Origin of the sequence: Bacillus sp. FSL R5-0443, assembly GCF_038608285.1 — a bacterium.
Taxonomy (GTDB): domain Bacteria; phylum Bacillota; class Bacilli; order Bacillales; family Bacillaceae; genus Bacillus; species Bacillus velezensis.
Genome location: NZ_CP152013.1, coordinates 3959125 through 3984893, shown reverse-complemented (window position 1 = coordinate 3984893; position 25769 = coordinate 3959125). Strand labels below are relative to the sequence as shown.

General features: G+C 49.3%; 26 protein-coding genes. 9 read left to right on the top strand and 17 right to left on the bottom strand.

Annotated elements, in window-relative coordinates; all coding sequences use genetic code 11:
* Positions 1-10: 10 nt before the first annotated feature.
* Entirely contained in the window at positions 11-841 is an 831-nt protein-coding gene (locus tag NYE28_RS20135) for an NAD(P)H-hydrate dehydratase (RefSeq protein ID WP_337681126.1), read from the top strand.
* A gap of 13 nt (positions 842-854) precedes the next feature.
* Here the strand turns inward: NYE28_RS20135 and NYE28_RS20130 are convergent, their stop codons facing one another.
* Complete coding sequence (locus NYE28_RS20130) at positions 855-2213, bottom strand: cytosine permease (RefSeq protein ID WP_015240847.1); 1359 nt, start codon at positions 2211-2213, stop codon at positions 855-857.
* Positions 2214-2529: 316 nt separating this feature from the next.
* Here NYE28_RS20130 and NYE28_RS20125 point away from each other — a divergent pair, with 316 nt between their 5' ends.
* Positions 2530-3516: a choloylglycine hydrolase family protein gene (locus NYE28_RS20125; protein WP_025285486.1), complete on the top strand. Its 987-nt coding sequence runs from the start codon at positions 2530-2532 to the stop codon at positions 3514-3516.
* Positions 3517-3555: 39 nt separating this feature from the next.
* Here NYE28_RS20125 and katX read toward each other — a convergent pair whose 3' ends face one another.
* From katX to NYE28_RS20060, 13 genes are all read right to left on the bottom strand, one after another.
* Positions 3556-5169, bottom strand: a complete 1614-nt coding sequence (katX, locus tag NYE28_RS20120) for a catalase KatX (RefSeq protein WP_012118777.1) — start codon at positions 5167-5169, stop codon at positions 3556-3558.
* 77 nt (positions 5170-5246) lie between these two features.
* Positions 5247-6329 carry a glycosyl hydrolase gene (locus NYE28_RS20115; protein ID WP_251248127.1) on the bottom strand — a complete coding sequence of 361 codons (1083 nt, stop codon included), beginning with the start codon at positions 6327-6329 and terminating at the stop codon, positions 5247-5249.
* Between the two features lie 19 nt (positions 6330-6348).
* Positions 6349-7293 (bottom strand): mannose-6-phosphate isomerase, class I, encoded by a 945-nt coding sequence (gene manA / locus NYE28_RS20110; RefSeq protein ID WP_094032015.1) that lies wholly within the window; start codon positions 7291-7293, stop codon positions 6349-6351.
* Entirely contained in the window at positions 7290-8171 is an 882-nt protein-coding gene (locus NYE28_RS20105; RefSeq protein WP_337681127.1) for an ROK family protein, read from the bottom strand. Before NYE28_RS20105 ends, manA begins: the two co-directional genes overlap by 4 nt.
* A 19-nt stretch (positions 8172-8190) precedes the next feature.
* Positions 8191-9591, bottom strand: a complete 1401-nt coding sequence (locus tag NYE28_RS20100; protein ID WP_063093881.1) for a glycoside hydrolase family 1 protein — start codon at positions 9589-9591, stop codon at positions 8191-8193.
* A 29-nt stretch (positions 9592-9620) separates the two neighbouring features.
* Positions 9621-10940, bottom strand: a complete 1320-nt coding sequence (gene celB / locus NYE28_RS20095) for a PTS cellobiose transporter subunit IIC (RefSeq protein WP_012118772.1) — start codon at positions 10938-10940, stop codon at positions 9621-9623.
* A gap of 18 nt (positions 10941-10958) precedes the next feature.
* Positions 10959-11276, bottom strand: coding sequence for a PTS lactose/cellobiose transporter subunit IIA (locus NYE28_RS20090; protein WP_007407750.1), 318 nt, complete (start codon positions 11274-11276; stop codon positions 10959-10961).
* Between the two features lie 14 nt (positions 11277-11290).
* A complete protein-coding gene (locus NYE28_RS20085) occupies positions 11291-11602 on the bottom strand; it encodes a PTS sugar transporter subunit IIB (RefSeq protein ID WP_020958028.1) in 312 nt (103 codons plus the stop codon).
* Between the two features lie 152 nt (positions 11603-11754).
* A complete protein-coding gene (locus NYE28_RS20080) occupies positions 11755-13053 on the bottom strand; it encodes an arsenic transporter (protein WP_337681128.1) in 1299 nt (432 codons plus the stop codon).
* Positions 13054-13066: 13 nt separating this feature from the next.
* Positions 13067-13417 carry a metalloregulator ArsR/SmtB family transcription factor gene (locus tag NYE28_RS20075; protein WP_059367547.1) on the bottom strand — a complete coding sequence of 117 codons (351 nt, stop codon included), beginning with the start codon at positions 13415-13417 and terminating at the stop codon, positions 13067-13069.
* Positions 13418-13519: 102 nt separating this feature from the next.
* Positions 13520-14416 carry an ABC transporter substrate-binding protein gene (locus NYE28_RS20070; protein ID WP_007614657.1) on the bottom strand — a complete coding sequence of 299 codons (897 nt, stop codon included), beginning with the start codon at positions 14414-14416 and terminating at the stop codon, positions 13520-13522.
* A 16-nt stretch (positions 14417-14432) separates the two neighbouring features.
* Positions 14433-15446 (bottom strand): iron ABC transporter permease, encoded by a 1014-nt coding sequence (locus NYE28_RS20065; RefSeq protein ID WP_007407745.1) that lies wholly within the window; start codon positions 15444-15446, stop codon positions 14433-14435.
* Positions 15447-16445 carry an iron ABC transporter permease gene (locus NYE28_RS20060; RefSeq protein WP_223252816.1) on the bottom strand — a complete coding sequence of 333 codons (999 nt, stop codon included), beginning with the start codon at positions 16443-16445 and terminating at the stop codon, positions 15447-15449.
* 242 nt (positions 16446-16687) lie between these two features.
* On the opposite strand from NYE28_RS20060, the gene NYE28_RS20055 reads away from it, so the two are divergent.
* The 7 genes from NYE28_RS20055 to licH all read left to right on the top strand — a co-directional run bounded on the left by NYE28_RS20055 (position 16688) and on the right by licH (position 23023).
* On the top strand, positions 16688-17278 hold the full coding sequence (locus NYE28_RS20055) for a DNA-3-methyladenine glycosylase (protein WP_076424738.1): 591 nt from the start codon (positions 16688-16690) through the stop codon (positions 17276-17278).
* Positions 17279-17338: 60 nt separating this feature from the next.
* Positions 17339-17464 carry a hypothetical protein gene (locus tag NYE28_RS20050; RefSeq protein ID WP_003150859.1) on the top strand — a complete coding sequence of 42 codons (126 nt, stop codon included), beginning with the start codon at positions 17339-17341 and terminating at the stop codon, positions 17462-17464.
* A 146-nt stretch (positions 17465-17610) separates the two neighbouring features.
* Positions 17611-19566 carry a transcriptional regulator LicR gene (gene licR, locus NYE28_RS20045; protein ID WP_007407741.1) on the top strand — a complete coding sequence of 652 codons (1956 nt, stop codon included), beginning with the start codon at positions 17611-17613 and terminating at the stop codon, positions 19564-19566.
* A gap of 98 nt (positions 19567-19664) precedes the next feature.
* Entirely contained in the window at positions 19665-19973 is a 309-nt protein-coding gene (gene licB, locus NYE28_RS20040; RefSeq protein ID WP_003150863.1) for a PTS lichenan transporter subunit IIB, read from the top strand.
* A 15-nt stretch (positions 19974-19988) separates the two neighbouring features.
* The gene (celB, locus tag NYE28_RS20035) at positions 19989-21347 is read left to right on the top strand and encodes a PTS cellobiose transporter subunit IIC (RefSeq protein WP_015240833.1); all 1359 of its coding nucleotides are present in this window, start codon (positions 19989-19991) and stop codon (positions 21345-21347) included.
* A gap of 18 nt (positions 21348-21365) precedes the next feature.
* A complete protein-coding gene (licA, locus tag NYE28_RS20030) occupies positions 21366-21698 on the top strand; it encodes a PTS lichenan transporter subunit IIA (protein WP_003150867.1) in 333 nt (110 codons plus the stop codon).
* Positions 21695-23023, top strand: coding sequence for a 6-phospho-beta-glucosidase LicH (gene licH / locus NYE28_RS20025; protein WP_337681130.1), 1329 nt, complete (start codon positions 21695-21697; stop codon positions 23021-23023). Before licA ends, licH begins: the two co-directional genes overlap by 4 nt.
* A gap of 40 nt (positions 23024-23063) precedes the next feature.
* On the opposite strand, the gene NYE28_RS20020 is transcribed toward licH, so the two are convergent.
* From NYE28_RS20020 to dltC, 3 genes are all read right to left on the bottom strand, one after another.
* Positions 23064-24155 carry a branched-chain amino acid aminotransferase gene (locus tag NYE28_RS20020; RefSeq protein WP_342490488.1) on the bottom strand — a complete coding sequence of 364 codons (1092 nt, stop codon included), beginning with the start codon at positions 24153-24155 and terminating at the stop codon, positions 23064-23066.
* 184 nt (positions 24156-24339) lie between these two features.
* The gene (dltD, locus tag NYE28_RS20015) at positions 24340-25518 is read right to left on the bottom strand and encodes a D-alanyl-lipoteichoic acid biosynthesis protein DltD (RefSeq protein WP_012118763.1); all 1179 of its coding nucleotides are present in this window, start codon (positions 25516-25518) and stop codon (positions 24340-24342) included.
* Complete coding sequence (dltC, locus tag NYE28_RS20010) at positions 25519-25755, bottom strand: D-alanine--poly(phosphoribitol) ligase subunit 2 (RefSeq protein ID WP_003150875.1); 237 nt, start codon at positions 25753-25755, stop codon at positions 25519-25521. It abuts the gene before it with no gap.
* Positions 25756-25769: the final 14 nt, after the last annotated feature.

The window sequence follows — 25769 nt, the reverse complement described above, 5'->3', positions numbered from 1 at the left end:
AGGTACAGAGATGAATATAATGGATTGGACGGAACAGGATGTGAAAGATACGCTGCCGAAGCGGGAAGCAGACAGCCATAAGGGGACGTTCGGGACGGCGTTATTGCTGGCCGGCAGCGAAGACATGCCGGGAGCCGCCCTTCTGGCCGGATTGGGCGCGATGAGAAGCGGTGTCGGCAAGCTCGTCATCGGTACATCGGCAGGCGTCATCCCGCTTATCGTCCCGGTGCTGCCGGAAGCGACGTACTGGCGTGACGGCTGGAAAAAAGCCGCGGCGGGCCAGCCCGGGGAAACCATCCGGGCCGCTGCCATCGGACCGGGCCTTCCCCAAACAGACGAAGTGCAGCAGGCGGCTGATCAGCTGCTTTCTGCCGATTATCCCGTCATACTGGACGCGGGCGCCATTACGAAAAGAACCTATCCAAAGAGGAAAGCCCCCGTGATCTTGACGCCTCATCCCGGCGAATTTTCCAGAATGACAGGCCTTCCGATTCAAGAGATTCAGCAGAACAGAGCGGGATATGCCGCGGAATGGGCGGAGCGGCTTCACGTCACGATTGTCCTGAAAGGAAACGAAACCATTATCGCTTTTCCCGACGGGGAATGCCGCAGGAATACAACCGGAAACGGCGCGCTTGCAAAAGGCGGGACCGGCGACACGCTGACGGGAATGATTCTCGGCATGCTGTGCTGTCATCAAGACCCGAAGCATGCCGTATTGAACGCCGTCCGCCTTCACGGTGAATGTGCGGAGTTATGGACGAAAGAGCGCTCCGCCCATACCTTATTGGCGCACGAACTTTCTGAACTGCTGACGCGTGTATGGAAGGAATATGAATAAAGAAAAGGCGTCTTCATAGAGAAGGCGCCTCTTGTTGTTTTACCCTTGATTTCATCAGGACATAATACAGCAGCGACGGAACGGCCAGGCCGATGACCCAGGCAATGTCGCCTCCGCCGAATATTTCAGCGAGCGGCCCGATGTAAAAGGATGTATTGATGAATGGGATTTCTAATATAATCGACAACACGAAGGCGGCCGCTGTAATCCAATTGACCCTGCCGTATTGTCCGTTGACGTCAAACATCGATTTGACGTGGTATTTTCCGCGGCGGATAAAATAGTAATCCACGAGGTTGATCGCCGTCCATGGAATTAAGAAATAACTGATGAAAAAGATGAAATTTAAAAACAGTTCCATGAAATTGCTTTGGCCCAAGAGACTTAATACAGTACCCGCTGCCGTCACACAAAGGATCATTACCACTCTCGTTTTCGGCGTCACCTTCAGTTTTAAAAACGGCTCCAAGGTAGTCGTGGTTGACATAAAGGCTCCGTATAAATTAAAGACGTTGATCGCCATTTGCCCGAACAGGACGATGATCAGCATAATAAAGGAAAACGGACCGAACAATCGGACAATCTCATTTCCCGCATTAGCGGTAAATTCCGGGAGCGCCGTCGTCAAAATGGCGCCGAGAAGCATCATCCAGATGGAACTGACTGACGTACCTGCGTAGCTGTACCAAAAGGTATGCGATGCCGGTGTTTTGACCGGCAGATAACGGGAATAATCTGCGACATATGGCGCATATGCCAGCTGCCATGTGGCCACCGCGCTGACCGCCACTAGAAAAACAGGCAGATCTAATGAGCCGGGCACCCAGCTTCCTGAAGGAATCGGCAGTTGAAAAATAAGAATCGTTGCAGCAAAAAAAACGGCAAAGGAGGTCCAAGAGAGGATTTTCTGCATTTTGTGAATCAGATCATGACCGTAGATCGTGAGTAAAAAACAGATGGCGCTTAAGCCGATAATACACCATGAAGCCGGAATCGGTACAAAGCTGCTCAGTGTACCGGCTGCGAGAATCGTACTGCTCGCAAAGAAGCCCAAGTAGATAAACATGACCAAAAAGAGGGGCAGAATCGCTCCGATCACGCCGAATTGCGCGCGGCTTTGAATCATTTGCGGAATTCCGAGCTGAGGTCCTTGTGCGGAATGAGACGCCATAAAGATTGCGCCGATAAAGGTTCCGATAATAATGGCGGCGATACTCCAAAAGAGATCGAGCCCCATTGTAACGGGCAGTGTGCCTGTGACTAACGTCGTAATATGCATATTAGCCCCGAACCAGACGGGGAATAAATCTTTAGCCTTTCCGTGTCTTTCGTCATGCGGAATATGTTCAATCGTTCGCCTTTCTACTTTCAATAGATAATCTCCTCCGTATGTTCTTCTTTAACATAAAGACATAGCTTAACAGATTGACCTGCCGTTTACAAATTCCAGCATGCAGGAAAAACATTGTAAAGCCTCGTTGACAGCCGTTCAAAAGTTTTTTTGAAAAACGGAACAAACACTGCCGCCAAAACGATTTGCCAGGGTTTAAAAGGCATGGATATGCTTACGGACTAATATGTATTAAGGAGAAATGTGTCAATCTTTTGACGAATGGAGCCATTATTCGTTAAGCTGGAAGAATAGTTTACTTTGTGTAAATTTCATTAATGAAAAGGGGATTGATGATATGTGTACAAGTCTTACATTGAAAACGACAGACGGTAATCACCTATTGGCGCGAACGATGGATTTTGCATTTCAGCTCGGGACGGACGTCGTGCTTTATCCTCGTCAGTACAGCTGGAAAAGCGAAGCTGACGGCAGGATGCATAAGACGAAATACGCATTTATCGGCATGGGGAGAAATCTCGGCAATGTTCTGTTTGCCGACGGCGTAAATGAAAAAGGGCTGTCGTGTGCGACGCTGTATTTTCCGGGCTTTGCGGGATACGAGAAAGCGGAACGGGAGGGCACCTGTCACATCGCTCCTCATGAGTTTGTCACCTGGGCCTTATCAAACTGTGAATCTCTTGAAGACATAAAGGAAAAGCTCGGTTCGCTGACGATTGTAGAGAAGAAATTGATGTTATTGGATACGGTGCTGCCTCTTCATTGGATTTTATCAGACCGCACGGGCGGCTGCATTGTCATCGAGCCGACACCGGAGGGAATGAAAGTATATGACAACAAACCCGGAGTGATGACCAACAGCCCGGAATTTCCTTGGCATGTGACCAATCTGCGCCATTATATCGGAATCAGGCCGCAGCAGTCAGAAAGCAAAACATTGGGCGGAATGACATTAACCGCTTTCGGCCAAGGATCTGGAACGATCGGGCTTCCCGGTGATTACACGCCGCCATCCCGATTCATCAGAGCCGCTTATCTGAAAGAGCATTTAGAGCCTGCCGCTCATGAAACGGATGGCGTTACGGCCGCTTTTCACGTGCTGTCCAATGTGAATATTCCAAAAGGCGCGGTGATCACAGAGGAGAATGAAATTGATTATACGCAGTATACGTCGGTCATGTGCTGTGACACCGGGAACTACTACTTTCATCTGTACGACAACCGGCAGATTCACAAAGTAAGTTTATTCCATGAAGATCTTGACCGTCCGGAGCCGAAAGTATTTGCGGCCGCGGCGGAGCAGAATATACAGGAGCTGAATTAGCTCAAAAAAAAACAGGACGCGATTGTCCTGTTTTTTTATTTAATACGGATCAGACGGATGGCTTTCCTGTTCAGCCTGTTTTGCGGCTTGTGCTGTATCAGTAGTGCCGATCGGCCCGCCGCTGTTGCTTTCGGCGGCTTTTTTCAGCCCTTCCGCCACACGTTTTCCGTAGTCCGGATCTGCTTTTGTGAAATTCTCAATCATTTGATCCTGAATGTCTTTGCGGCAGGAAGAAAGCGTATTGACCAGGTTTGTGATCAATTCGTTCCGTTCAAATTCCGAAAATCTGCGGTATGTTTCTCCGGCCTGGCCGAAGTTATTCGACCGGTCGATCGCCTCCCGCATCACATCGCCTTCGACATGAGGTGTATGGTCTTTCCCATCCTGCTTTGCTTCGTTGAGTCCCCCCATAATGGACGGCTCATAGTTGACGTGCGGGTTTTGTCCTTCTGCCCGATCGACCCGATACTGCATTTGCCCGCCTTCCTGGTTGGTGGCGACATGCTTTTTCGGCGAGTTGATCGGAAGCTGCAGGTAGTTTGCGCCGACGCGGTACCGCTGGGTATCTGAATAGGAGAATGTCCGCCCCTGAAGTAATTTGTCATCCGAAAAATCAAGGCCGTCCACAAGCACGCCCGTTCCGAATGACGCTTGTTCCACCTCGGCATGGTAGTTTTCCGGGTTTTTGTTCAGAACCAATTTACCGATCGGCTTCCAAGGGAAATCGTCTTTATACCACAGCTTGGTCGGATCAAGCGGATCAAAATCCAGCTCGGGGTGTTCGTCATCAGTCATGATTTGCGCATACACTTCCCATTCAGGGTAATCGCCTTTTTCAATCGCTTCATACAAATCCTGTGTCGCATGGTTAAAGTTTTTCCCCTGAATCTCTTCCGCTTCCTTCTGTGTCAGGTTGCGGATGCCCTGTTTCGGTTCAAAGTGATATTTGACGAGCACGGCTTTTCCTTCTTCATTGACCCATTTGTAGGCATGGACGCCTGAGCCCTGCATCTGCCGGTAGTTGGCCGGGATGCCCCACGGCGAAAACAAGAAAGTGATCATATGAGTCGCTTCCGGTGATTGGGAAATGAAGTCGAAAATACGCTCGCCGTCCTGAATGTTCGTAACGGGATCAGGCTGAAATGCGTGCACAAGATCCGGGAACTTCAGCGGATCACGGATAAAAAAGATTTTCAAGTTGTTGCCGACCAGATCCCAGTTGCCGTCTTCGGTATAAAGCTTAACGGCAAACCCCCGGGGATCACGCAATGTTTCCGGGGAATGCTTTCCGTGGTTGACGGTAGAAAACCGTACAAACGCCGGAGTTTTCATTCCTTTCTTTTGAAACACTTTCGCTCTTGTGTATGTAGAAATCTCCTCGTCTCCAAAACTTCCATACGCCTCAAAGTATCCGTGTGCGCCGGCGCCGCGCGCGTGAACGACGCGCTCGGGAATCCGTTCGCGGTCAAAGTGGCTGATTTTTTCCAAAAAATCATAATTCTCCAATGTCGTCGGTCCTCTATTGCCGACTGTCCTGACATTCTGGTTGTCAGTGACCGGATGGCCCTGCCGGTTTGTCAGCGTGTCTTCTGACTCGCCTTTACCGGTCGTCTTACTGGAAAGCGTTTCTTCGCTGTTTTTGTTATTTTCCATTGTCGAACCCTCCTTTTTGAACGGTAACAATATGCCCAGCAGAGCCGTTCTTTAAAACCGATTTTCAAAAGAAGCGGTTATTCCGCGATCGGCGTCAAGGACCCGCCGTTCCATATTTCGCCCTTGTTCAGCGTCCAGCTGTTTTGATAAAGGGCCTGCGCGCCTTGATTGGCCGCCGGACTTAATTGTTCATCCCATGTCAAAAAGTACGTTGTCTCGGGATACTTTTGCCTGATCGCATTGATAAAAGCAGCATAATCAAAGCTTCCGATATTACCGGACGGACCGGTTTCGGCAAAGGCAAACGGTTTTTTCAGAGACAGCATTTCATCATAGCCTGATATCGCATACGGATCAGTGAAGTAAGCGTCCAGACCGGTAATATCCACATAAGATGAGCCTGGGTAAAAGTCTGTCTTAAAGTCTCTGTTGGCATCCGGCGAATACACCCACAAAAGGTTATCCAACCCTCTTGTCTCTGTCATATAGCGGTATATCTTCTTGTAAAGCTCTTTGTACAGCGAGATTCTCTCATTGTCTTTTTGGTTGTAGCCTGTCAGCCCCCACCAGAACCACTCGCCGTTCATTTCATGCAGCGGCCTGAACAGAACGGTGACGCCTTGATTTTTCAGCTGAGTAAGGCCGTCGGCGATTTTGCTGAGCAGCGCCTCAAGCCGTTTTCCTTCAACAGTTGAAGGGTCCAGGATGTTTTTGTACTGGCTGTTTGAGATGGCCGTTTTATAGTTTCCGGATGGAAAAGCCGGATTTGCGAGATGCAGGCTGACCTGAGGGAGGCCGCCGCTTTTCCAGTATGAGATTAAGCTGCTGTTGCAGCTGTAATCGATAGAATCGGTGATATCCGCTGTTTCAAGCCATCCTCTCCCATAGTCACAGCCGTAGATGGCGGGAGACTGTCCCGTCGCGTTTTTCAAGCGGTTTTCCTCTGTCATTGAAAAAGTGACATCGCTATACCCGCCGAACGCCCCGGACATGACCCTGTTTTCTGAACGGTTGGGCAGGTGCGCCAGCCAGTTCATGATATCTTTTGTCGTCTGCTGGGCATTTGGGTTGACGGGATAAACGGTGTGAGCCGATATCGGACTGGCGGCTCCTAAGAGTAATAAAACGATAGACAGGCAGACTGCTAACCTTTTGAGCATATAAAAGACCTCCTGATTTTTAGGATGATGAAGGATGTGAAACGATAACCTCACAATCTCCTTCTATAACAAAATCTCCGGAATCCGCCGGCACGATAAAGTGATCGCCTTTGTGAATGGGGCATCCATCCAGTTCTCCGCGTCCTTTCATGACGCTTGCGAGTAAATACCGGCCGGGTGCGGGGAATGATGCTTTCCCGCTCACATCCCATTGATAAACTGAAAAGAAAGGTGTTTCGGCGAGTATCGTAATCAGAGCATCTCCAATCCGATGCTTTGTGCTTTTTACATTTTCATCGGTATGGGGAATGTCTGTTACGTCAATTGCTTTCTGAAGATGAAGCTCGCGTTTATTCCCGTTCCCATCCGTCCGGTCATAGTCGTAAAGCCGGTAGGTGGCATCAGAGCTTTGCTGGATTTCAAGAACGAGCGTACCTTCACATAAAGCGTGCAGTGTGCCGCTCGGGACATAGAAAAAGTCGCCGGGCTTAATGGGGATGCGGCGGAGCAGGTGATCCCACTCGTTTCGTTCAATGAGCCGAACGAAGTCTTCTCTCGTTTGGGCGCGGTGTCCTAAAATGAGCTCCGCGTCTTTTTTGCAGTCCAACACGTACCAGCATTCCGTTTTTCCGAGTTCTCCGTTTTCATGCCGATGTGCATATGCGTCATCCGGATGCACCTGTACGGATAAGTCCATATTTGCGTCAAGAATTTTTGTAAGCAGGGGAAAGGCGTCTTCTTTCGGATGTCCGAACAGGTCAGGGTGTTCATTCCAGAGACGGTGTAATGATGTTCCGGAAAAAGGCCCGTTCCGCACAATGGAAGTACCGTGCGGATGAGCTGAAATCGCCCAGCACTCGCCCGTCCGCTCAGAAGGAATCTCATACCCGAATGTATCGCGCAGCTTCGTCCCGCCCCATAATCTTTCTTTAAAAACCGGTTCCAAAAATAAGAGTTTCGTCATTTTCCCGCCTCCCGGTTTGCCGCCTCTAATGCGCGCTCCGCCAATACGAGCGAACCGGCCGCGCCGGAGTGAATCCCTAATTGAGGGGGAACGATGAAGTGTTCAATGTCGGGCAGATCAATATATTGATTCAGCCGCTTTTTCACGTGCTGACGGATAGAAGAGTACAGCTGCCGCTGCTTCATGACGCCTCCGCCGAGAATGATCTTTTCCGGCGAAAGTATGAGAATATACTGCACAAGCGCTTCGGCAATATAATAGCCCTCAAGCTCCCACACTTCCTGCTGATCCGTGAGCAAACATGCTTTTTTCCCCCAGCGTTTCTCAATGGCGGGGCCTGCCGCGAGGCCTTCCAGACAATCTGTATGGTATGGGCAATTGCCTTTGTAGCCGTCGTCCGGATGTCTTCTGACATAAATGTGGCCCATTTCAGGATGAGACAGCCCTTGAACAAATCTGCCGTTCATGATGGCGCCCGCGCCGATGCCTGTGCCGACCGTCAAATAGAGGCAGCTGTCCGCGTTTTTGGCCGCGCCGAAAGAAGCTTCTCCAAGAGCCGCCGCATTAACGTCGGTGGTGAAGCCTGCGGGAATATCCAGAGCGCTTTTGATCGTTTGAAGAATAGGGCAGTTCCGCCAGGCTGTCTTCGGCGTCGCGGTGATGCACCCGTATGTTTGACTGTCGGGACGGATATCAATCGGCCCGAACGACCCGATGCCGATGGCGTCTATCGGGAAATCTGTAAAGTAACGGATCACCTGTCTGAGTGTGTCATCCGGTTCTCCCGTCGGAAACTCTGCTCTGTCCAGAATGGTGCCGTTTCTTTGTCCGGCGGCACAGACAAATTTCGTGCCGCCGGCTTCAATACCTCCAAGCATGGCCGTCCCTCCTCATCTGTTAAAATCCGTTTTGATCGGAAACGGCTTTGAACCAGCGGCCGCTTTTTTTGACGGTCCGTTCGCCCCCGTTTTCCAGATTGACAGATACAAAGCCGTAGCGGTTTTTATAAGCATTTGTCCAAGACCAGTTGTCCATGAAAGTCCACAGGTGATAGCCTTTTACATTTGAACCTTCTCTGATGGCCCGATGCACCCATTTGAGATGTTCCTGGATAAATTCAATCCTGTAATCATCCTGAATGATGCCGTTTTCATCGCGGAAGCGTTCCTCGCCTTCAACTCCCATGCCGTTCTCAGAAATAAAACACTCGATATTTCCGTAATGTTCTCTGAGATTGGTAAGAATGTCGTAGATTCCTTTTTCGTAAATTTCCCACCCGCGGTGAGGGTTCATTTTCCGGCCGGGCATGACATACGGGTCGAAGAAACGCTCAGGCAGGAAAGGGGCATGCGGATTCGGAACATGTTCTTTTGCCTTGACCCGCCTCGGCTGGTAGTAGTTCACGCCTAACAGGTCGACCGTATGCTCCTGAATGAGGCGGAGATCTTCTTTCTCATAATGCGGCAGAAAGCCTTCCGCCTTGAGAATCTCGACAAGCTCCTCAGGAAATTCGCCCTTTACGGCGGGATCTAAAAATGAACGGTTGAAAAAGGCGTCGGCAATCCGGGACGCTTTGACATCTTCAGGATGTGAGCTTCTCGGATAAGAAGGCGTCAGATTCAGAATGATTCCGATTTGTCCATCCTGTTTCAATTCTCTGTAGGCTTTGACAGCCCTTGCATTCGACAGCAGGGTATGGAAACCGGCCTGCACCGCTTCTTGAAAATTAACGTGATTCGGGTAGTGAAAGTCGTATAAATAGCCGCCTTCAATCGGCACAATCGGCTCGTTGTGAGTGAACCATTTTTTCACCTTGTCACCGAATAGCGAAAAGCAGGTTTTGGCGTAATGTTCAAACGCGTCAACGGTGTTCCGGCTGACCCAGCCCCCCTTACGCTGAAGGGCGAGCGGCATGTCAAAGTGAAACAAATTGACAAACGGCTCAATGCGATGGGCAAGCATTTCATCGATGACGTCCTGATAAAACGCGACCGCTTTCTGATTGACCTCGCCAGTTCCGTCCGGAATCAATCTTGACCAGGAAATAGACAGCCGGAAGGAGTTATGGCCGATTTCTTTCATCAGCCGGATATCCTCCTTGTATTGATCGTAAAAACGTGACGTGTCGCCGGGGCCGACGCCGTTAAAAAAACGGCTCGGCTCTTTTTCATACCAGTAATCCCATATGTTTTGGCTTTTTCCGTCTCTGTCAGCGGCGCCTTCTGTTTGGGTGGCGGAGGCGGAAGACCCCCACCAGAATCCTTCCGGAAAACGATATTGAATATTTGATTCAGTCAATTGATTTCTCTCCCTTACTGCGATTTTGATTACATACTCATGCTGTCATCCCGGGCATGCTGCTCGGTCTCAGCTTCTTTTTCCTTTGCCATGTTTAATTTGTCCAGCGCTTTAAGAAACGGGAACCAGATGACAAACACAATACAGAGGTTGACCAGCTGCATAATGCCGCCCATGACGGAATTGGTCGCCATAATCCCGTTAATGAAAAGGGGGACGGTCCAAGGCACGGTCACGCCGGTAGGAGGGGGCACGATCCCCGCCGACATGGCCAGGTAGGTGACGAGGGTGACAACCATCGGTGCGATCACCCACGGAATGATAATGATCGGGTTCATCACGATCGGCAAACCGAAAATAACCGGCTCATTGACGTTGAAAATGCCCGGCGCGAGACCGAGTTTGGATATCTGTTTCATCTGTTTGCTTTTCATAAAAAGCAAGATGGCGATCACTATGGCCAATGTCATTCCGGTTCCGCCCATTCCGACGGTGTAAATCTCCATAAACGGCTTAGAAATAATATGGGGAATCTCTTTCCCCGCTGTATACGCTGCCAAATTTTCGACCTGTAATGTATTCCAAATCGGGTCCATCACGGAATTGATAATGATTTGTCCGTGAAGTCCGAAAAACCATAAAATCTGAATAAAGAAAACAGCGATTAATGTAGGAATGATGCCGCTTCCAAGTCCGACAAGCGGTGCTTGAACCGTATGATAAATGACATCATGCAGATTGGTGTGAAAGATCTGGGTGACAGCCGCATTGATCAAGAGGAAGACGGTAAGCGTGATAAAAGCCGGAATCAATGCGGCGAACGATTTAGCAACAGCCGGAGGAACACCGGCAGGCATCTTAATCGTTAAGTTTCTCTGAACGATTCTTCTGTAGATTTCACCTGACAAAAACGCGGTCATCATGCCGAGAAACATCCCTTTTGCTCCAAGCCGGTCAACCGGAATGACGCCTGCGACCGCTTTGCCCGTTTCCGGCTCTAAAACGAACGGGGTGAGCAGCAGAAAAGAAACCAATGCGATCGCTCCGCCGAATACGGCCTCCACTTCGTAGCTTTTGGAAAGGTAATAGCCGATCCCGAAGACGACAAAAATGGACATAATCCCCATCGTCGCCGTCGAAGCGCCGCCAAATCCGGATTGAAAGACAGACAGGGCGGAGCTGCTCATGATTTTGTTTAAAAACGGCAGGTTCGTCAGCACGACGAACACCGAACCGAAAATGGTCAGCGGAAACGCCAGCATAAAAGCATCCCGTAAGACTTGCAAGTAGCGGTTATTGTTTAATTTTCCCGCGATCGGAACAAGGAATTGGCTGATTTTCTCAAACACGTCTTCACCCCCGGCTTTTTATAAATTCTTTGATTGAAATAAGTCGAGCATTTCTTTGACGAGCTCTTTCATTGAAAGCGCTGACATTAAGTGATCTTCAGCATGCATAAAAAGCAGAGAGACATCCGTCTTGGCGCCGCCGGCTTCTTTTTGAATCATCTGAAAATGGATGTCGTGCGCTTTCCCCAGTTCTTCTTCAGCCTTTGTCAGAAAGGTGTCTGACTCATCTGTCCGGCCGTCTTTATATGCGCGTATCGATTGAATAATATTGCTGCGGGCATTGCCGCTGTGAAGAATCAGCTGAAAACTGATCTGTTCATCCGTGTACGTTTCCATGCTTATCGCCTCCTTTATTTGTTCTCTATCAAGGCAACGGCCTGTTCGTATGCTTTTTTGCCGTCTCCCATGCCGTAAGCCATCATGTCAATCACATCAACGGTGATGTGAAGCGGGTCCGCATCTTTTTGAAGCTCACCTTTTAAAAAACTCATCTGCGGGCCGATCAGTACGACGTCTGCGTCTTTCATCGCTTCTTTTGCTTTATCCTGTCCGACTGCCCAAATCTCGGCTTCCTCACCGATGGAGCGGGCGTAATTCTGCATTTTCGTAACAAGAAGGCTGGTGGACATGCCTGAGCTGCAGGCTAATAAAATTCTTTTCATGAGGAATCCCTTCTTTCATAAAGTTAAAACGTTTTCATGAATATTATAATCTTTTGAAATTAAATGTCTATACTTTTAAAATATAAAGTTTTACTTTTCGGATTTTTGACACAAAAAAACCTTTTAAGATTCAACTTAAAAGGTTTTTCATCTCAAGCGAGCCATAACAGCCATAAATAAAGTCCGATCAGGGTGATGAATAACGTCGGAATGGTTAATATCAGACCTGTCTTGAAATACATTCCCCAGGAAATTTTCACGTTTTTCCGGCTTAGCACGTGGAGCCATAACAACGTCGCCAGCGATCCGATCGGCGTGATTTTCGGCCCGAGGTCCGAACCGATAACATTCGCGTAAATCAATGCTTCTCTCATCAGCCCGTGAGTTTCCGTTCCGCTGATGGCTATGGCGTCAATCATCACCGTCGGCAGGTTATTCATAACGGAGGAGAGGATCGCCGCGATAAACCCCATTCCGAGTGTGCCCGCAAACAAACCGTGATCCGCCGCTTTCTGTATAAGCTGAGAAAGAAGATCCGTCAGTCCGGCATTCCGCAAGCCGTACACGACAACATACATGCCGACAGAAAAAAACACGATGGCCCACGGGGCGTCCTTGATGACTTGTTTCGCAGGGACGGCGGGGCTTCGCTGCGCCAGAATGAGAAAAATGACCGCGATGGAGCCGGCAACGAAGGAAACGGGTATCGACAGCAGTTCGCTGACGAAATATCCGATCAATAAAACGGCCAGCACAGCCCACGATAACCGGAAAAGGCGTTCATCCTTAATCGCGGATGCCGGATGTTTCACAAGACCGGTGTCATACCGTTTCGGAATGTTTTTTCTGAAATAGAGATACAGCACCAAAATGCTTGCCGCCAGAGAAAAAAGGTTGGGCACCAGCATGCGTGATGCATATTCAATGTATCCGATATGAAAGTAATCGGCGGATACAATATTGACCAAATTGCTTACAACGAGCGGAAGCGAGGTGGTGTCGGCGATGAATCCTCCGGCGATAATAAAAGGAAAAACCAGCTTTTCAGGTAAATTCAAAGCCCGCACCATCGCCAGTACGATCGGGGTCAAAATGAGCGCCGCTCCGTCATTGGCAAATAGGGCGGAGACAACAGCCCCTAAGACCGACACATAGAGAAACATCCGCAGCCCGCTGCCTTTGGCCGCCATGGCCATATGCAGCGCGGCCCACTCAAAAAAACCGATACTGTCAAGAATCAATGAAATGATAATAATGGCGATAAAGGCAAGTGTCGCATTCCAGACGATTCCCGTCACTTCCGCGATATCGTGCAGGCTGACTGCTCCGGCGATCAAAGCGAGGACCGCTCCGCCGCAGGCAGACCAGCCGATTGATACATGTTTCGGCTGCCATATGACAAACACAAGTGTCAGCACAAAAATCATCGCTGATAAAACCGCAACTCCCAAGAATATATCCCCCTTACCGGCATGTAACAGTGACTTCTTTTTGCCGCAATGTCTGTAAAACTTCGTCCTTTTCATCTATCTGCTGCAGAATCGAGCAAACCAGCGCGTATTCCGGACCGGACGGATGAATGGCATAGTACCGCCACTGACCCTCGCGTCTTTCCCGCACAAGGCCGGCGTTCTTTAATTTCCGCAAGTGCTGGCTGATGCCGGGCTGACTTATATCAAAAATAGCCGTCAGCTCGCAGACACAATATTCCTTATCCTTCAGAAGCTTCAGCATCAAAAGCCTCGTCGGGTCGCTTAGAAGTTTGAGGCACTGGCTGATCCCTTCGGAACTTAAAGCATGATGCCTCCGTTCCATGCGCTCACTCCTTTTTTATACTATTATATAAGCAGATGTTTATATAAGTAAACGACAATATAAAAAAGCCGGCCTTGCACTTTTTGCAAAACCGGCTCATGTTTATTTTTGGAACAGTTTTTTCGCTTCATCCATTGCTAATTTATTTCCCAGTGCTGAATAATCAAGCCAAGGCTGATCGGCAATTTTATAGACGTGGTTTGCTTTCACGGCCTTCAGCCCTTTCCATACAGCGCTTTTTTGCAATTCTTTATAGGCTTGCTGTGATTTGTCGTCTCTGTTAACGACGACGAAAATCGCATCTGCGTTGTAATCAGGCAGAACTTCTTGAGAAATGACTTCATAAGGGCGGGAGGTGTTCATTTCTTTAATGCCGTCAGCCGGTTTCAGCTTCAGATCGTCAAACAGAATCGGTCCCATCGGACGGCGTGTGCTGAAGACGCGAAGCTCTTTTGCGTTCACGCGGATCGCCATGACTTTGGCGTTTTTCCCTAATTCCTTATTCATCATGGATCTGACTTGTTTTGTTTCATCTTCGTAATCTTGAATAAATGTTTTCGCTTCTTTTTCACGGTTGACGATTTTTCCGATATCTTTTAGATGATCGCGCCAAGTGCCTTTATCAAGGTCGAAAACGTGTGTGTTTCCGATTTTCTTGTATTTTGACACATCTTTTCCCGCAAATTCTTTATCAAGATAAATGTTGTCTGGATTCAGCTCAAGTAAGGCTTCCATATCCGGGTCTGAGGCAGGTCCGAGTTTTTTCGTGTCTTTCAGCTGATTTTTCACATGAGGGAGAAAATCTTTTAATTCTCCGCCCACGACGGAACCGGCAGGTGTAACGCCGAGAGCCAGCAGATCATTTGTCAGGTGAATGGACATCGAAGCGATTTTATGATCGCCGGATTTCTTTTTTGACTCCGGCTGTGTTGAATCGGATTGGCAGGCAGCCAATAAGAAAATACACATGAAACTGATGAGCGCAATTATTTTTTTCATGGGAATACTCCTTGTTTTATGATTTGATTTTCATGACGAGATAGAGAAAATACGGCGCGCCGATGGCTGCCGCAACCACGCCGGCCGGAATGGCGTTCGGCTGAAACAAAGACCGGCCGATGGTGTCTGCCGCGACAAGAATGACAAGTCCGATTAATCCCGCAATCGGAATAATATGCTGATGCATGGTGCCGACGAGCCGTCTTGCCAAGTGAGGGGCGGCAAAGCCGATAAAGCCGATTCCGCCGGCCATCGCGACGCTCGCGCAGGACAAGCCGACCGCTATGGCGATCAGCATGATCCTTTTTCTCTGCACGTGTGCGCCGAGCCCCGCGGCTGCCTGGTCACCGAGCATTAAAATATTCAAAGAGCGGGCGTTAAGCCATGCAAGCGGTGCGAGAATGCCGATCCAGGGCAATAGCGACCACACGTGAATCCAATCCCTGCCCCAGACGTTTCCCACCAGCCAGCGGGAAGCGAATGTATAAGTTTCTTCATTCAGTCGCAGCGACATAAACAATGTAACGGCGCTGAAGCCCGCGGAAACGGCGATCCCGACTAACAGCATGCGGATCGTTAAAAAACCGTTCAGCCTGTCGTACGTAAGCACTACGATCAGCAGGGCGGCGAGTGTTCCGCCCGCAAACGTAAACAGCGGGATGAACATCGATGCCTGCGCCTCCAGGGAATGAAAGAACGTGATATACATCATCAAACCGAAGGAAGCGCCGGCATGCAGTCCGAGAATGCCCGGATCGGCAAGCGGATTTCGGGATACACCCTGCAAAATAGCGCCCGACACTCCTAAACCGATGCCGGCCAGCATCGTCACCAGAATCCGGGGAAGCCGGTAATCGAATAAAACGGTTGTGCTTTGAAACGTGCCGTATCCGAACAGCGTTTTTCCCACCGTGAGAGGAGAAAGCCGGAATGAGCCCGTATGCAGCCCGATCAGAATAATGCAAACGGCGATGACCAGCAGAATGAGTCCTGCCGCCGCCGCTTTTTTTGTTTCTTTCTGCACTTTCATTTATAAGTCTCTCCCTTCCTTGCGGGCAATATAAAGAAAGAAAGGGACACCGACAAGTGCGACCATAATGCCTATCGCCAATTCCCTCGGGGGACTGACCGTGCGCGAGGCCAGGTCAGCCAAAATCAATAGAATCGCGCCGAGTAACGCGGACATCGGAATAATCAGCCTGTACGTAACGCCGACGATCTTTCGCGCGATATGGGGAATGACCAGCCCGACGAAGCCGATCGCGCCGGCAGCGGAAACAGACACACCGGCAAGAACGACGGCGATCATTAATCCGGCGGCACGCGTCAGAGCCGTGTTCACCCCTAAATTCGCCGCCACGTCATTTCCCATTGAGAGAAGGGTGACGGACCGGCCCATGAATGTCGCGAGAATGATGAAGACCGCAATCACGGGAACAAGGACTTGTAAATGAGTCCACTTGATCCCTGACACCCCGCCGGCGTACCAGAAGGCCAAATCCTGGCTTAAATCGTAATAAATCGCCACACCGGTACTGAGTGAATGTAAAAGAGCGGCCACGACCGCCCCGGCAAGCGTCACTTTTAAAGGTGTCATGCTGCCTTTTCCCGCCGCACTGATAAAGAAAATCAAGCCGGTGCTTGCCAGTGCTCCCAAAAATGACATCACCATCAGCAGGGCGTATGATAAATGAGGGAAAAAAGCAAAGCTGAGCGCAACAACAAACATGGCGCCCGCGTTTACGCCTAAGACTCCCGAATCGGCAAGCGGGTTTCTCGTGACACCCTGCATGAGGGCGCCGGCTGCGGCAAAAGCGGCTCCTGTAACGGCCGCCCCGAGCACCCTCGGAAGACGCAATTCATGAATGATCTGCTGGCCCGTTATATTCGGATTGTAATCAGCAACAGCCGACCAAACCGTATGTAAAGTAATGTCTTTCGCGCCGAATGAGACGGCGAAAAAAATAGATACAAGCAGCCCGATCACCGCGATCAGGAAGAAAACCCCGTTTTTTAAGATGCTGATCAGACGGTTTGCGGACCTGACAGAATCGCTCAAAAATCAATTCACCTACTTTTATGATCATTGTCCGGTATTTATTGAACATGAGAATCATTTTCATTTGAACCATCATATTATACCGAGCCGATTTTCAAAACGCAATAGAGCGTTCAACAATAATGTCCTTTTTTTCTCTCATGTTTATATTGTAAAAAAGAAGTGAAAAACGTGAAAGAGGAAATCGCTATATTCAGAAAGGAGGGAGGCAAATGGCGGGAGAACGAAAGCCTTTGCCGATTGAATTTTACCAGAGACCGTCAGTGGAGCTTGCCCCTTTATTGCTCGGCTGTCTCTTGGTGAAGGAGACGGATGAGGGAACGGCTTCAGGTTTTATCGTGGAAACGGAAGCTTATATGGGAGCGGAAGACCGGGCGGCGCACAGCTTCGGCAACCGGCGCACGAAACGGACGGAAATTATGTTCCATGAGGCGGGCCGCATTTATACATACGTCATGCACACTCATACATTAATGAACGTCGTCGCCGCGGACATCGGCATTCCGCAGGCCGTGTTAATCAGGGCGGCGGAGCCTCATGAAGGACAGTTCCTGATGGAGAGCAGGAGACCGGGCAGACCCCCGAGAGAGTGGACAAACGGCCCGGGAAAACTGACGAAGGCGATGGGCATTTCAATGAACGACTACAGCGGCATGATCACGGAACCGCCGCTGTATATTACGGAGGGCTTTACGCCTGAGCATATATCAACAGGCCCGAGAATCGGGATTGACAACAGCGGAGAAGCCCGGGATTATCCGTGGCGCTATTGGGTGACAGGGAACCGATATGTCTCACGCTGACCATGTTTATAAACGCTGATAACAGGGGAAAGACAAGGTAAAAGAAAGGGGATTCAGACATTGAAAAAATTTTTCAAAACGATTATCAAATGGGCGCCCGTCATCTATCCGATCATCAGAAAAATCATAAAAGAACGGAAGGCATCTAAGCGGAACCGCATGTCCGCATCCCGAACAGCCGGCTGATCCGGCTGTTTTTTTACGGGCTTGGCATCGGATTGCCGCATTGACTTGAAATCCTCCCCATTATAGAATTTACATACATTTACCCCTTCCTCATTCTTTTTGCCCATTTTTCACGTCTGCATCTGATCTGATAGGAGGTTTTTCTCATGCTTCATGGGCGGCTTCGTGAACTTCTGCGCTTGCTTTTAGCTGCTGAAACACCGGTTACAAGCTCAGTCATCGCTGCAAATGTAAAGGTAACGACGCGGACGGTCCGCAATGACATAAAGGAACTGCAAACCATTGTAGAAAAACACGGCGCATCCATTCAATCTGTCAGAGGGAGCGGCTATAAGCTGCTGATCCGGAATGAGCAGCCGTTTAAAAACTGGCTTCAGGACAATTTCCAGCAAAACAGCACCGTGCCGATTTTTCCCGATGAACGGATAGATTACCTTATGAAAAGAATGCTTCTGGCCGACGGCTACCTCAAGCTGGATGACTTGGCGGAAGAACTGTTCATCAGTAAATCCACACTTCAATCTGATTTAAAAGAAGTCAAAAAACGGCTCCGCCCCTATGACATCATTTTGGAAACAAGGCCGAACTACGGCTTTAAGCTGCGCGGCGAAGAGCTCCGCCTCCGTTATTGTATGGCGGAATACTTAGTGGACGACCGCGAGCCTGAGCCTGATCTCCTGAGTGAAAAGGCCGGTATTCTGCCGAAAGACGACATTCATGTGATCCGCACAGCCATTATGAAGCAGGTTCGAAACCATAAGATCCCGCTTTCTTTCTTCGGCCTGAACAATCTCATCATCCATATCGCCATTGCCTGCAAACGAATCCGGACAGAAAACTATGTATCTCTCATTCCGGAAGATCTTCATGATATTAAGCTTGAAACAGAATATCAGTCAGCGGAAGCCATCGTAAAAGAGCTTGAATCTGCGCTTTCGGTCACCTTTCCCGAACAGGAAACCGCCTATATCGCCATTCACCTGCTCGGGACAAAGCGCATGACCCAGTCACAACTGGAAGGAAAAGAGCTTACAAGGCTGATAGACGGGGAAACCAGCCGTTTGACGGAGGCCATGATCGAAGCCATTGAGCGGGAGCTGAAGCTCGGAATCACGGACGACAATGAGCTGAAAGCGGGTCTTGCGCTCCACATCAAGCCGGCGATTAACCGAAACCGGTACGGAATGAACCTGAGAAACCCGATGCTCTCCGCCATAAAGGAAAATTATCCGCTCGCATTTGAAGCGGGAGTGATTGCGGGAATCGTGATCAAGGAGCAAACCGGCATTGATATTCATGAGAATGAGATCGGATATTTGGCGCTTCATTTCGGAGCCGCCATTGAAAGGAGAAAGACGGAACGGCCGCCTAAACGCTGCTTGATTGTCTGTGCGTCCGGCGCCGGCAGCGCACAGCTTTTAAGAGAAAAGCTCCGTTCCCGGTTCGCAAAGCGTCTTGAAATCGTCGGAACGGCTGATTACTGCAGCCTTGACCAGCTTTCCTTTGAGTCGATTGATTTTGTGGTCAGCACAGTGCCGATCAAAAAAGACCTGCCCGTTCCCGTATTAAAGGTTCATACGCTGTTGGGCGGCGGGGATTTTACAAAAATCGACGCCATGCTGGAAGAAAAGCGGGAACAATTGAACTTTCTGAAACCGGAGCTGGTATTTTTGCAGCAGGATCTGGAGACGAAGGAGGACGTCATCCGTTTTCTCGGACAGCAGGTTGCAGAAGCCGGCCTCGCTTCTGATTCTCTGACCGATTCTATTTTTGAAAGGGAAGCGATTTCTCCTACGAGTTTCGGCAATCTTACGGCGATTCCGCACCCGCTCGTTCCGCAGACAGACACGACGTTTTGGGCGGTATGTACGCTGAAGAAGCCGATTGACTGGGCGGATAAGCGTGTCCAATTTGTCTGCCTGCTCTGCGTCGAGAAAGAAAGCAAAGCCGACCTCCAGCATATGTACAAATGGCTCGGCGGGATGTTAGATGATCCGGCCGCGGTAAGCCGTCTCTTAAAATGCACAACCTATCAGGAGGTTTTACGAGTATTCAGAGACAAACGATCAGAGAAAGACCGGGATACACCTTTTTTCCGTTAACAGCGGAAAAAGCCTGAGTAGTTATGAAAGCGATTTCATAATATGATGGTACTAACATCGAGACATACAAAATATCAAACTTTCAGGAGGTCTTTTACATGAATATATTACTCGTTTGTGCAGCAGGGATGTCAACAAGCTTACTCGTCACCAAGATGGAAAAAAGCGCGCAGGAACAAGGAAAAGAATATAAAATCTGGGCGGTGTCAGGCGATTCAGTCAACCAGCATATTGATAAAGCGGACGTATTGCTGCTTGGGCCTCAAGTCCGTTATTTGCTTCCGCAGCTGAAAAAATTGGGTGAATCAAAAGGAGTGCCGGTTGAAGTCATCAATACCGTCCATTACGGCACATGCAACGGAGCGGAGGTTCTGAAATCAGCGGAACAGCTCGGAAACGCATCGTAGAAAGGGGCGGGCCGTGTGAATAAGGTGAACCAGTTTTTAGAAGAGAAAGTCATGCCCATTGCCGGAAAAATTGCCTCCCAGCGGCATCTGCAAGCATTGCGTGACGGGATCATCCTCACCATGCCGCTTATTATCATCGGTTCATTTTTTCTGATCATCGGCAACCTGCCGATTCCGGGATATGCGGATTTCATGGCAAAGACGTTCGGAAGCGCCTGGTCTCAAAAACTGCAATATCCGGTTGATGCGACCTTTGAAATCATGGGTCTTGTCGCCGCTTTCGGAATCGCCTACCGCCTGGCCGAAAAATACGGGGTGGACGCTTTATCGGCCGGTGCGATATCTTTGGCGGCGTTTCTCTTGGCAACGCCGTACAAAGTTCCGTTTCTGCCTTCCGGCGCCAAAGAGGAAATCATGGTCGGCGGCGGCATCCCGCTGTCTCTCATGGGAAGCAAAGGGCTGTTTGTCGCGATGATCATCGCCATGCTGTCGACGGAAATTTACCGCCTGATCATCCAGCGGAATTTCGTCTTCAAAATGCCGGACGGCGTGCCTCCTGCGGTCAGCAAATCGTTTATCGCTTTAATTCCCGGTTTTGCCGTCATCTTTCTGATCTGGGGCGCGCGTTTAATTGTCGAAGCGACACCGTTTGAAAGCCTTCATAACATTGTAAGCGTTGTACTGGGGACACCGCTCTCGATTCTTGGGGGAAGTCTCGGCGGAAGCCTGATAGCCGAAGCGGTTCAAATGCTCTTGTGGGCGTGCGGATTACACGGGGCGAACATAGTCGGCGGCGTCATGGCGCCGATCTGGTTCGGAGCGATGGATGCCAACCGGATTGCGTTTCAGGCGGGCGATGCGCTTCCGAATATTTTCACCCAGCAGTTTTTTGAAATCTGGATCAACATCGGCGGAAGCGGCGCGACACTGGCGCTCGTGGTCACCATGTTTCTCCGTTCGCGAAGCAAGCAGATGAAGCAGCTTGGGAAACTCGCCATCGGGCCGGCCGTCTTTAATATTAATGAGCCGATTATTTTCGGAATGCCGATCGTCATGAACCCGATGCTTCTCATTCCGTTCATTATCACACCGCTTGTCACACTGGTCCTTACCTATATCGGCATGAGCACTGGCCTCGTCGCCAAACCTGCCGGCATTGCCGTCCCATGGACGATGCCGCCGATTTTCTCCGGCTATCTTGCCACGGGCGGAAAAATATCAGGGGCTGTCATGCAGGCGATTAATATCATCACAGCCTTTATCGTGTACTATCCGTTCTTCAGAATGTGGGATTCGCAAAAGCTGAAAGAAGAAAACGAACTTGAACAATCGCAGGCGCCAGCCGTACAGGGAGACGAAAAAGCCGTGCTGTAGAGAAAGGGAGTGAAACACATGAATGAAAAAATGGAACAGACCATTTTTCAGATCATCCTGCATGGCGGCAACGGCAGAAGCGCATCAATGGAAGCCATTGCCGCCGCAAAGCGGGGGGACAGAGCCATGGCGGAAGAAAAGCTTCAGGAAGCCGCAAGGGAACTGACGGAAGCCCATCATTATCAGACAGAACTGATCCAAAATGAAGCCGGCGGAGAAAAAACAGACATGACGCTTTTAATGGTGCATGCGCAAGATCATTTAATGAATGCCATGACCGTGAAAGACTTGGCCGCTGAGTTAGTCGAGATTTACGAAAAAGTGAGTCTGCAAGGGGGAGCAAAAATATGACAAAAGGAATTAAAATTGTAACGATCGGCGGAGGTTCAAGCTATACACCGGAGCTTGTGGAAGGCATCATTAAACGCTATGAGGAACTGCCTGTCAGAGAATTATGGCTCGTCGACATTCCCGAAGGCGAGAAAAAACTCAATATCGTCGGCACGCTTGCAAAACGCATGGTCGAAAAAGCGGGTGTTCCGATAGAGATTCACCTGACGCTTGACCGGAGAGAAGCCTTGAAGGATGCGGATTTCGTAACGACTCAATTCCGCGTCGGCCTTCTTGAGGCCCGCGCCAAAGATGAACGGATTCCGTTAAAATACGGCGTAATCGGCCAGGAGACAAACGGTCCGGGCGGTTTATTCAAAGGGCTGCGCACCATCCCGGTTATTCTGGAAATCGCGAAAGACATCGAAGAGCTTTGTCCGAATGCTTGGCTCGTGAATTTCACAAACCCTGCCGGCATGGTTACCGAGGCCTTACTCCGCTACTCGAATCTCACAAAAGTCGTCGGCCTCTGCAATGTGCCGATCGGCATTAAAATGGGCGTCGCAAAAGCATTGGACGTGGATGTCAGCCGGATCGAAGTGCAATTTGCCGGGCTGAATCACATGGTCTTCGGATTAGATGTTTTCTTAGACGGCGTCAGCGTGAAAGATCAAGTCATTGAAGCCATGGGAGACCCGGAAAACGCCATGACGATGAAAAATATTTCAGGCGCGGAATGGGAGCCTGAATTCCTGAAGGCGCTCGATCTGATTCCTTGCGGCTACCACCGCTATTATTTCAAAACGAAAGAAATGCTCGAGCATGAAATAGAAGCGTCACAGACGGAGGGCACACGCGCCGAGGTCGTACAGAAGGTTGAGAAAGAACTGTTCGAACTGTACAAAGATCCGAATCTCGCCATCAAACCGCCGCAGCTTGAAAAACGGGGCGGAGCGTACTACAGTGACGCGGCCTGCAACCTGATCAGCTCCATCTATAACGACAAACATGATATCCAGCCCGTCAATACGATAAACAACGGCGCGATCGCCAGCATTCCGAATGACTCAGCGGTCGAAGTGAACTGTGTTATGACGAAAGACGGTCCGAAACCGATCGCCGTCGGTGATCTGCCGGTGTCTGTCCGCGGACTCGTCCAGCAAATCAAATCATTTGAGCGTGTCGCCGCTGAAGCAGCCGTCACGGGAGATTATCAAACGGCGCTACTTGCGATGACGATCAATCCTCTCGTCCCGTCAGACTCCGTGGCAAAGGCCATTCTGGATGAAATGCTTGAGGCCCACAAAGAACATCTGCCTCATTTCTTTAATTCGATTGAAGCATAAGAGCAGTAAAAAAACCCGGATTCGCTTCCGGGTTTTTTGCTTATTTTGTTTCGCTTAGTGAGGCGACTTCCGTCGTCCAGCCGAACACGTCGGCTTCCGCGCCTTTTTGAATGCCTGTAATGGTATCATACAATTTCTTCGAGATCTCTCCGGTTTCACCGCTGCCGATGACAAGACTTTCATCATTCCAGATCAGTTCGCCGACCGGAGAAATGACCGCAGCCGTACCGGTTCCGAATGTTTCTTCCAATCGGCCGTCACGATGCGCCTGGATGATTTCATCGATCGAAATCTTCCGCTCAGACACAGTCAGTCCCCAATGTTTGAGAAGGGTGATGACGGAATTTCTCGTAATTCCTTCAAGAATGCTTCCGTTCAGCTCCGGCGTCACGATCTCGCCGCTGATCTTGAAGAAGATGTTCATGCTGCCGACTTCTTCGATGTATTTTTTCTCAATGCCGTCAAGCCATAAAACCTGGGAAAATCCCTTCTCTTCCGCAACCTGCTGCGCTTTCAGGCTTGATGCGTAGTTGCCGGCGGTTTTCGCGTTTCCGGTGCCGCCTTTGACGGCGCGCACGAATTCGTTTTCCACGGCGATTTTTACCGGTTTAATGCATTCTTTGTAATAAGAGCCGACCGGGGAAAGAATGATAAACAGCTTGTACGTATGGGATGCCGCTACACCGAGGAAAGGCTCAGTCGCAATGATAAACGGACGGATATAAAGGGAAGTGCCTTCCGCTTTCGGAATCCAGTCTTTGTCGATGGCTACGAGCTGTTTCAGGCCTTCAAGAACAAGCTCTTCATCAATGAGCGGGATGCAAAGGCGGTCATTTGACTGGTTCAGGCGCTCCATATTTTTCTCCGGTCTGAACAGAAGCACTTCCTGATCCTTCGTTACATACGCTTTAAGCCCTTCAAAAACGGTTTGGCCGTAATGATAAACCATGGCCGCAGGATCCATTGAGATGGACTGATAAGGGATAATTCTCGGATCATACCAGCCTTGATCGGCGTCGTAATCCATAACAAACATATGGTCGGTGAAAATTCTGCCGAACGCAAGGTCATGGGGGTCCGGTTTCGGTTTTTTGGCTGAAGTCAATTCAACACGAATATCTTGTTTCATAATGTTCTGTCTCCCTATTGGTGTTATTGTCAAACTTATTTGAAAATAATTTATATTCTATTGTATACCTTCAACAAATATTCGCAATAGTTTTCCTCAAATTTGTGAAAAAATCAAAATCACATAAAAAGCAGGGGAGAGAATGCCCCCTGCGTGTTCGTTTTTACGTATTCTGTCATCACCGTGCTCAGTGAACCGTCACCTTGCCGGTTTTGTAAAACTGCTCCATTGCTTTATCGACGTACACCCAGCCCTTCCAGGCGATATGGATGGTGTCTTTCATAAAGTACGGATCATATTCGTGCCCGGATAAGTCGGCAACCTGAAAGCCCTTCGCTTTAATTTGCTTAGTGACTTTTTTGTAGTAATCAGTCCGGCCTTTTTTCGGGAAGCCGGTGTAGTCATACCATTTTCCGTTGACCGGAATAACCACGAACATCGGTTCAGCGCCTGCATCTTTCAGAATGTCCAGCATATCCTCAAAGTCGTGATATTCGACTGATTTGGCGTATGTTCTTCCTTTGTTGATTCCTTTCACTCTCTTTACTTTCTTCTTAATCTTTTTATAAGAAGCGTCATCGATATAGAAAGGATTGGACTTGGAGCTCCGTTCTCCTAATTGAGCGGCGGCTGTTTTTAACTCTGACCACGATTTCCCTTTCAGGTTTTCAGAGATCGTCCGTTCAGGGCCCTTGTTTTCTCCCATTGAATAATAAAGATCTTTTTTCTCAAGCAGAGAATAATAAGCTTTGGCAGCCGGCATGACCGCTTTCACTTTCCATGATTGTCCGTTGACCATTCCCTTGTACAATTCAGAAAGGACGGCATCATGCTGAACGACTTTAAAACGGAGCATGCGCTTCATCATGTTCTTTTTGACCGCGGGATCAATCTGGTTATTAAATGCTAAATCCAATGCCTGAAGTGATGAAAAATTCGGCGCAAAGTGCTGTTCATCAGAACCTTTTTTGATAAACCATTGCGGAGAAACAATGAATACCAGTTTTTTGCCCTTCAGCTGCTGATAATGCGCCGCAAAGTTCACGGCGTGTATCAAGGATTGGTCCCCGCCTTTTCCGACAAGATAAGGCGTAAAGCCTTGGTTGTTCACTTGGAAATAGTTGGACGGGTGAAACTCATCCAGTCTTGAAAGCTCGGAAGAACCGAAAATCGGCAGATACTTCGAGTCTTCGAACATTTTGTTTTGAAGATAGAGTCCCTGGAACATATTCGGATTTAAGGCTGCCGCCGACTCTTCGACACGTTTTTCAGGAATGAAGCGCGTAAGCCATGAAGCCGGAACTGCGATAGCTCCGACAAACAGGACGAACGCTAAAATAATTGGTCCAAAGAAACGCTTTTTCATTTACTTCAACTCAGTCAGTTTGTTTACAATGTTGTTTGGCGTATTCCACTCGTCACGGTCAAATTCAGTGATCGGCACTGTAATGCCGAAGCGGTTTTCGATGGCGACCAGCAGCTCTACAGTTCCGAAAGAATCAAGCAGTCCTTCTTCAAAGATTTCAATATCAGGATTTTCTTTCACAGCGTCCTCCTGACAAACTTCAGCTAATACGTCTAATACTTCCTGTTTAAATTCCATGTGTTTTCAATCTC